This is a genomic window from Amorphus sp. MBR-141, assembly GCF_053628695.1.
Map to the genome: position 1 here is coordinate 163,388 of NZ_JBRJGW010000014.1, position 7,426 is coordinate 170,813.

7 protein-coding genes and 2 pseudogenes are annotated in these 7,426 nt (G+C 59.6%); 7 read left to right on the plus strand and 2 right to left on the minus strand.

All coding sequences use genetic code 11. From position 1 onward, the window contains the following. Positions 1-100: 100 nt before the first annotated feature. Positions 101-834 (plus strand): annotated as a pseudogene (locus ACSSVZ_RS18580) (DDE-type integrase/transposase/recombinase); the annotation flags it as partial. Beyond that, positions 759-998: an integrase core domain-containing protein gene (locus tag ACSSVZ_RS18585; RefSeq protein ID WP_453972219.1), complete on the plus strand. Its 240-nt coding sequence runs from the start codon at positions 759-761 to the stop codon at positions 996-998. The pseudogene ACSSVZ_RS18580 and the gene ACSSVZ_RS18585, both read left to right, overlap by 76 nt. On the opposite strand, the gene ACSSVZ_RS18590 is transcribed toward ACSSVZ_RS18585, so the two are convergent. After that, complete coding sequence (locus ACSSVZ_RS18590; protein WP_453972220.1) at positions 995-2,152, minus strand: glycosyltransferase family 2 protein; 1,158 nt, start codon at positions 2,150-2,152, stop codon at positions 995-997. The genes ACSSVZ_RS18585 and ACSSVZ_RS18590 overlap by 4 nt on opposite strands. 206 nt (positions 2,153-2,358) lie before the next feature. Here ACSSVZ_RS18590 and ACSSVZ_RS18595 point away from each other — a divergent pair, with 206 nt between their 5' ends. Genes ACSSVZ_RS18595 through ACSSVZ_RS18615 form a run of 5 tightly spaced genes read left to right on the plus strand, consistent with a single transcriptional unit; the run spans position 2,359 to position 6,769 of the window. Next, entirely contained in the window at positions 2,359-2,922 is a 564-nt protein-coding gene (locus tag ACSSVZ_RS18595; protein WP_453972221.1) for a dTDP-4-dehydrorhamnose 3,5-epimerase family protein, read from the plus strand. After that, complete coding sequence (locus ACSSVZ_RS18600) at positions 2,919-4,145, plus strand: class I SAM-dependent methyltransferase (RefSeq protein ID WP_453972222.1); 1,227 nt, start codon at positions 2,919-2,921, stop codon at positions 4,143-4,145. The genes ACSSVZ_RS18595 and ACSSVZ_RS18600 overlap by 4 nt, the downstream gene beginning before the upstream one ends. A gap of 3 nt (positions 4,146-4,148) precedes the next feature. Then, the gene (locus ACSSVZ_RS18605) at positions 4,149-5,291 is read left to right on the plus strand and encodes a DegT/DnrJ/EryC1/StrS family aminotransferase (protein WP_453972223.1); all 1,143 of its coding nucleotides are present in this window, start codon (positions 4,149-4,151) and stop codon (positions 5,289-5,291) included. Positions 5,292-5,315: 24 nt separating this feature from the next. Then, positions 5,316-6,089 carry a class I SAM-dependent methyltransferase gene (locus tag ACSSVZ_RS18610; RefSeq protein WP_453972224.1) on the plus strand — a complete coding sequence of 258 codons (774 nt, stop codon included), beginning with the start codon at positions 5,316-5,318 and terminating at the stop codon, positions 6,087-6,089. Continuing rightward, complete coding sequence (locus tag ACSSVZ_RS18615) at positions 6,086-6,769, plus strand: cephalosporin hydroxylase family protein (protein WP_453972225.1); 684 nt, start codon at positions 6,086-6,088, stop codon at positions 6,767-6,769. Before ACSSVZ_RS18610 ends, ACSSVZ_RS18615 begins: the two co-directional genes overlap by 4 nt. 225 nt (positions 6,770-6,994) lie before the next feature. Here the strand turns inward: ACSSVZ_RS18615 and ACSSVZ_RS18620 are convergent. Beyond that, a pseudogene (locus ACSSVZ_RS18620) lies at positions 6,995-7,210 on the minus strand (transposase); the annotation flags it as partial. Between the last annotated feature and the right edge of the window lie 216 nt (positions 7,211-7,426).

The window sequence follows — 7,426 nt, forward strand, 5'->3', positions numbered from 1 at the left end:
TGCGGCCTTGGACTTCGTCTCCGATCTCGTCTCGACCGTGGGCGATCACAGAACGCGACTGGACGTCTTGGCTGAGCTCGCGTAGTGCGGCGGTTAGGCTGCGATGCTCGACAACTCTGCGCTGAAGGATCGCCTCTCCCGAAAATGGTAGCCCCGCCGACAGTCGAGAGGCGGTCGCTCATCTGATGGTGGCACATGAGATGAGCGAGCGGCGGGCGTGCCGGGCGATCGGCGCCGACAGATAGAGCATCCGCTACGAGTCGCTGCGCCCCGACGATTCGGAGCTTCGCGACAGGCTACGCGAGCTGGCGCGGGAACTCCGGCGGTTCGGCTATCGGCGTCTGCACGTGTTTGTGAGGGGGGGGGAGGGCTTCCAAGTGAACCGCAAGCGTGTCCAGCGCATCTACGTCGAGGAAAAGCTCCAGGTGCGGCGCCGCGGCGGCCGAAAGCGGGCTCTCGGAACGCGGGCGCCCGGGCGCCAATGACGGTGCCCGATCGGCCGAATGCGCGATGGTCGCTCGACTTCGTGCACGACCAGATGACAGACGGAAGCCGCTTCCCGATCATGGCCCTCATCGACGACTGCACGAGGGACTGCCTGGGGCTCCTGCCGGCACCTCGATCACGGGTGCCCGTGTGGCATGCGAGCTCGACGTGATCGACGAAGACGGCGAATGTCCCGTCGCCATCGTCTCCGACAACGGCACCGAGTTCACGTCAAACGCGCTCTTGTGCTGGGCCGGCGAGAGCGGCGTCGTATGGAAATACATCCAGCCGGGCAAGCCGGTGCAGAACGCCTTCGCGGAGAGTTTCGTCGGTCGGCTGCGCGACAAGCCCTCCACCATATGTGGTTCCGCTCGCTCCACCACGCTCGTCTGGTGCTGCAAGTTTGGTGGGCCGACTATAAAAGCGAGAGGCCTCACTCGAGCCTTGGCTGGTCACGTCAGGAGCGGTTCAGAAGGGCGATGCCTGTGGAGACCGTTATGAGTAGAAACTAGGGTCCCGTCCTGATGTGGTCCAGCTTCTTGAGTATGCGCGTGATCAGCGGATGCCTGGCCACGAGCGGTTCAGGCCGGGGCGCTTCCACGACTTCCGCCGATGCGGCCAGCGTGGTAAGTTGCTGCACCTTCACGTTCAGCTCGAAAACCTCCGCCCGCAGTCCGGCAACCTCGTCGCGCTCGCTTTTCAGCGATCGCAGGAGCGCGTGCAGGAGGCCGATGTTGCCCCTCGGCTCTCCGCTGTCGGCCTGATCGAGAAGAGAGGATGCCAACGTCCAATCCCCCAGGCGGACGGCTGCCAGGGCGGCAAGCGGCACGAGCCGCTTGTCGGGAATGGCTTTCGTAACGGGAGCGTTCCAGGCGCCTTTGTATCGCTCCTGAACAATCCGGAGCAAGCCGGCGAAATCATCGCTCTCGAAGAGGCGCAAGTCGGCAACGGTCCGGTTGAACCGGGTGAATACCTTGCTCCACGCGGGAACGTCGGACACGTCGAGCGTCCTGCTCGCCTGAGCGGGGTGCAGGGAATAGACAGCGCCCGGTTTGTTGACGAGATACACGGGAAATCGACAAAACGTCTGCAGCTGGAAGTCCATGTCGCTTGTGATTCCCGTGTGAAGATAGGGGAATCCGATAGACAGCAAGCCCTGCCGTCTCCACAGGATTGAACTCCAGGAATAGTGACCGTACATCATCCAATTTCGAAGATGGGTCTCTGGATCGAGTAATCCGAATTGGATCTTATCCGGATGCGGAGGGTATGTTTCAAGAACGTCCCCCGCTTCATTCCGGGCTTCGGTCATAAAGATAGCAGCGCCGGCCCGCTCATTTTCTTCCAGAAGAGAGTAGGCTTCAAATAGAAAATCCGGCAACAACCAATCATCGTCCGCAAGCGGGACAAAATATTCAGTATCGACATGCTGAATGGCGCGAGCATAATTCTGGTGCCCGCCAATATTATACTCATTTCGGGTATATCTGATCCGACTATCGGCGGCTGCCCGCTCCCTAACGAAGGGGCCTGTGTCATCGGTCGACGCATTGTCAAAGACGTGAACCTGCAGCGGAACGCGGGTTTCCACCAACACGCTCTCGATCGCGTTCTGCAGCTTCTCCTTCCTGTTATAGGTGGGAATGACGACGGTGATGATGTTCATGAAAGGGCTCTTCCAGAAGGAACGCGATCAGCTTGACACGTGACGAGCTTAGCTGTTCAGAGGGCGCACGCTGCATTTCTGACCGTAACAAACCCCCAACGCAGCGATAAGGGTATGGACCTGAACGAGCCGTTACGGGTGGGGAAAGCCCATGCTACGTCGCGTGGGACGCTGGGCAACAATTGGTGCGCTGGATATGAAGGGCCATGAGGAAGCGATTCGATGTCGGTCCGACGTCCATTCTGGGGGTTGTAACGCTCCTGCGGAAGCCGGTCGGTGATGATCGCGGGCTCCTGGCGCGACTCTTCTGCGACGAGGAGTTCAGGGAATTGGGCTTGATGCCCAGCGTTCGCCAGATCAACCAGTCAAGGACGCGGCGGCGCGGCACCATTCGCGGAATGCATTTCCAGCACCGACCCCACGCGGAGGCAAAACTGGTCTCCTGCCTCAAGGGGGAAATTTTTGACGTAGCTGTCGACTTGCGTCGGTCGTCGCCGACATTCTTGCAGTGGCACGGCCAGACCCTGTCGGGGGAGAACTTCCAGAGTCTCTATATCCCCCCAGGATGCGCTCACGGCTTCCAGACTCTGACGGATGATTGCGAGCTTCTCTACCTGCATTCGGCACCATATCAACCGCAATGCGAGGGAGCCCTCAACGCACTCGACCCCGCCCTGGGCATCGTCTGGCCGCTCGACATAACCGACATGTCAGACCGGGACCGTGCCCATCCGAATTTGGCTGCCGACTTTGATGGGATAGAGCCTTGAGGTGCCGCCATTGCGCCATGCCGGTCGACATTCCTTTCCTCGACCTTGGGGCTGCCCCGCCATCGAATGCCTATCTGACCGACGCAGCGCTCAATCTGCCCGAGCGATGGTACCCGCTGCGGGTTGGGGTCTGCTCCAACTGCTGGCTGGTGCAGACCGAGGATTTTCCGCACTTCACCGAGCTCTTCGACGTCAACTATGCCTATTTCAGCTCGTATTCGGCCGCATGGCTCAAACACGCTGCCGACTACGTCGACATGGCGATCGACCGCTTCTCGCTCGGCACCTCATCTCTCGTGGTCGAGGTCGCGGCGAATGACGGCTATCTCCTGAAGCATGCAAAGGCGCGAGGACTGCGCTGCCTGGGCATCGAACCCACGGCGAGTACGGCCGCGGCCGCTCGCGAAAAGGGGATTGAGATCGTCGAAGGTTTCTTCGGAACGAGCATGGCCGCGGAGCTCAAAGGTCGAGGCATTTCCGCCGACCTGATGACGGCGAACAACGTTCTGGCCCACGTGCCCGATATCAACGACTTCGTCCAAAGCTTCGCGATGCTGCTCAGGCCAGACGGCGTCGCGACATTCGAGTTCCCCCATCTGCTGGAACTCGTCCGAAACAACCAGTTCGACACGATCTATCACGAGCATTTCTCTTACCTTTCACTCACCGCCGTCGCACGGATTTTCGACCGAAACGGTTTGAGAATTATCGATGTGGAGGAACTCACCACCCATGGTGGCAGCCTGAGGGTGTTCGCGGAGAGGCTCGATGTGGGCCGACTGGTCGTATCTGAGAACGTCGATCGGGTACTGGCCAATGAAGCCGTAGCGGGGATCGGCCAGGCGGCATTTTACGCTGAGTTCCAGCACCGCGCGGAGAAGGCCAAGAACGATTTTCTCGCCTTCCTCATTGACTCACGGCGCGCCGGACTGCGTGTGGCCGCCTATGGCGCCGCGGCCAAAGGCAACACATTGCTGAACTTCGCCGGCGTGAAGCCCGACCTGATCCCCTACGTTGTGGACCGCAGCCCGTTCAAGCAGGGCAAGCTGATGCCGGGCAGCCGAATTCCGATCGTCGGAGAGGAGCGGCTTCTGTCGGACAAGCCTGATATTATTGTCATTCTACCGTGGAACATTGCGGACGAGGTCTTGGCCCAGCTAGAGTACGTGCGGGATTGGGGTGCGCGACTCGTGACTGCGATACCAAACCTCACCATCAGGTGACGGATGATCCCCTACACCAAGCCTTCCATTACCGCCCTCGAAGTGGCCTATGCCGCCGATGCCGCCCAGAACGGATGGGGCGAACACTGCTACGACTACATCGTGCGCTTCGAACGCGCCTTCGCGGAGCACATCGGCGTCAAGCACGCGATCGCCACCTCTTCGTGCACGGGAGCTCTGCATCTCGGCTTCGCCGCGCTTCCAGGAGAGGCCGAAAGCGAGGTCATTCTTGCGGACACGAACTGGGTGGCCTCGGTGGCGCCGTTGGTCCATCTCGGCATCAAACCTGTCTTTGTCGACATCCTGACCGACACCTGGTGCCTCGATCCTGAAAAGGTTGAGCTCGCCATCACACCACGAACCAAAGCGATCCTCGCCGTGCACATCTACGGCAACATGTGCGACATGCAGAGGCTCAACGACATCGGCCGACGCTACGGCATCCCCGTGATCGAGGATGCTGCCGAGGCGATCGGTTCGTCACTTGGTGCGCAGAAGGCGGGCAGCATCGGAACCTTCGGCAGTTTCTCGTTCCACGGAACGAAGACGGTGACCACCGGCGAAGGCGGGATGCTGGTCACTGACGACAGCGGCCTATTCGAGCGGGCTCTGACGTTGTCGAACCACGGCCGTCGCCGCGGCGATACCAGACAGTTCTGGCCGGAAACCGTGGGCTACAAGTTCAAGATGTCAAACATCCAGGCGGCGCTGGGGCTGGCGCAGATGGAGCGCATCGATGAACTCATCGCACGCAAAAAGCAGATCCTCGCCTACTATCGGGACGCCCTGAGAGATCTCCCAGTGACGCTCAATCCGAGCGACGGGTATGCCACCACGGGAGCATGGATGCCCACCGTTGTGTTTGACGAGGACACCGGCGTGACCTCAGAAGTGGCGCGTGAGAAATTCGCCTCCCACGATATCGACGCGCGTCCCTTCTTTCATCCCCTGTCATCGACCGGTCTGTTCGAGAGCAGCGGCGTGCACACCCCGAACGCGCATCTCATTTGCGGCCGAGCCGTCAATATTCCGAGCTACCACGACATGACGACCGACGATCAGGACCGGGTCGTCGAGGCGGTGAAGAGTTGCTTGCCCAGGCAAGGTAGCCGGAGCCCTGCTGTGGCCGGCCTGGCCCGAGACTGACCACCGAGAACAAACGGGAAGTTCATGAACGTCGATGAGATCAAGCGATATTGGGAGACGCGGGCAGCTGATGACCCGAGTTCCCAGTCGACCACGCAGGACCATTTTCTCCGGAGCATAGAAGCACGCTCCATCATGGAGCAGATCCGAGCTCGTGCGCCGAAACGGGTGGCGGATATCGGTTGCGGCGACGCGCGTACGACTGGTCAACTCGCCGATACATTCCCCGACGTTCTTTTTCAGGGAATGGACTATTCCGCTTCGATGATCGGGAACGCACAACGTGTTGTTTCCCAAGCATCTCTGTCCAATTTGACGCTGTCAATTGCAGACGTTCTCGAGCCGCTTCCTGTCGAGGACCCCGTCGACCTGGCCTACACCAGTCGCTGTCTCATCAATCTGCCCGGATGGGACCTGCAGAAGCAGGCGATATCGAACATTCGAGACGCCGTGCGGCCGAATGGCTACTACGTAATGGTCGAGAACTTCGTTGAGGGCCAGGCAAATTTCAATGCGGTTCGGGAATCCTTCGGACTCCCTGCCATCGGGATCCGCGACCACAACACGTTCTTCGAGCGTGACCGGCTGATTGAATTCCTCCAGGAATCATTCGACGTCGAATTCGAACAAAACATCAGCAGCACATACTACTTAGTTAGTCGGGTAATATACTCCAAACTTTGCGAAGACTCCAATGACAGCCCCGACTATTTCGATAAACATCATGAGTACGCCGCAGGCCTGCCTTTCGCAGGTGAATATGGCCCGGTGCGCATGCTAGTCCTGAGAAAAAAATGATCGATCCTCGTGGCCTCGATTTCATCACCAGATCCCTAGAGGACAAGTATTCCTACAATTTTTCCTGGCTCGGACGTCCGATCATCCAGTACCCTCAGGATATGGTCGCGATGCAGGAGATCATTTGGTCCGCGCAACCGGATCTGATTATCGAGACCGGTATCGCGCACGGCGGCTCCCTTATTTTTTCGGCAGCGATGCTGGAACTGAATGCGGCTTGTGGCGGCAATCCGGACACCCAGGTTCTTGGCATCGACATCGATATCCGCCCCCACAATCGCAGCGCGATCGAAGCCCATCCGATGTTCAAGCGCATTTCGATGCTTGAGGGATCGTCCATTGCGCCGGATATCGTGTCGGAGGTTCACAGGCGCGCCAGTGGTGCCGGCAGCGTGGTCGTCTTCCTGGATTCCAATCACACTCACGCCCACGTCATGGCGGAACTCGAGGCCTACGCCGAGCTCACCACCGTCGGAAATTACTGCGTCGTATTCGACACCATAATCGAAGATCTGCCGGAAGGTTCGTTTCCTGACAGGCCGTGGGACAAGGGCAACAGCCCCAAAACGGCTGTGAACGCCTGGCTGAAGACGCATCCCAATTTCGAGATCGACGAGACGATGAATACGCGCCTGCTCACAACCGTCGCGCCCGATGGATATCTCCGGCGCATAGGCTGATCTTTGAAGAAAAAGGTTGAGCGTTTGCGTAGGGGCGCGCGTCGTTTCGTGGTTGGGGGGTGTTCCGCAGTTGGCCTTTTGGTCCGCTTTGTGGGAAAGCCTACGGCACGGCAAAACGTGACGTGCCCCCCTCTGGTCCCTCGATCATTGTGAGAGCCCAGGGGGGTGATCGCCGATCTGCTTCGCCGGCGGGGAAGATCGTTCAGCGCCGACACGTACAGTAGGCTCCGCGAGCAGCTTCTTCAATCGCCGGTTCTCGTCTTCCAGTGCATTCAGCTTCGTGGCGCCCGACACCGACATGCCACTGTATTTCGCCTTCCACCGATAGAAGGTCTACGCGCTGATCCCTTGCCGACGACTTACCTCCGCCGTCAGGCTACCGGCCTCCTGCTCGCGCAACATGCCGATGATCTGAGCCTCGTTGAACCTGCTCTTCTTTATGTCCGTCATCCTTGATGAAACGGCCTCTCCCTCGAAACGGAGAATCAGGCCAGGGGGCACGTCAACATCCTCGTCGGGAGCGGCACCTACGGATCGCTCTGACCGACCGTGCGCACCACTGAGAGTCGGACTCGAAACTCATGGAGCGCGGGCCAGACGTCTTGCGAGGAGCATGACGGAGGCGGCGTGCAGGAAGGCTTCAGCCGAGGCGATGGA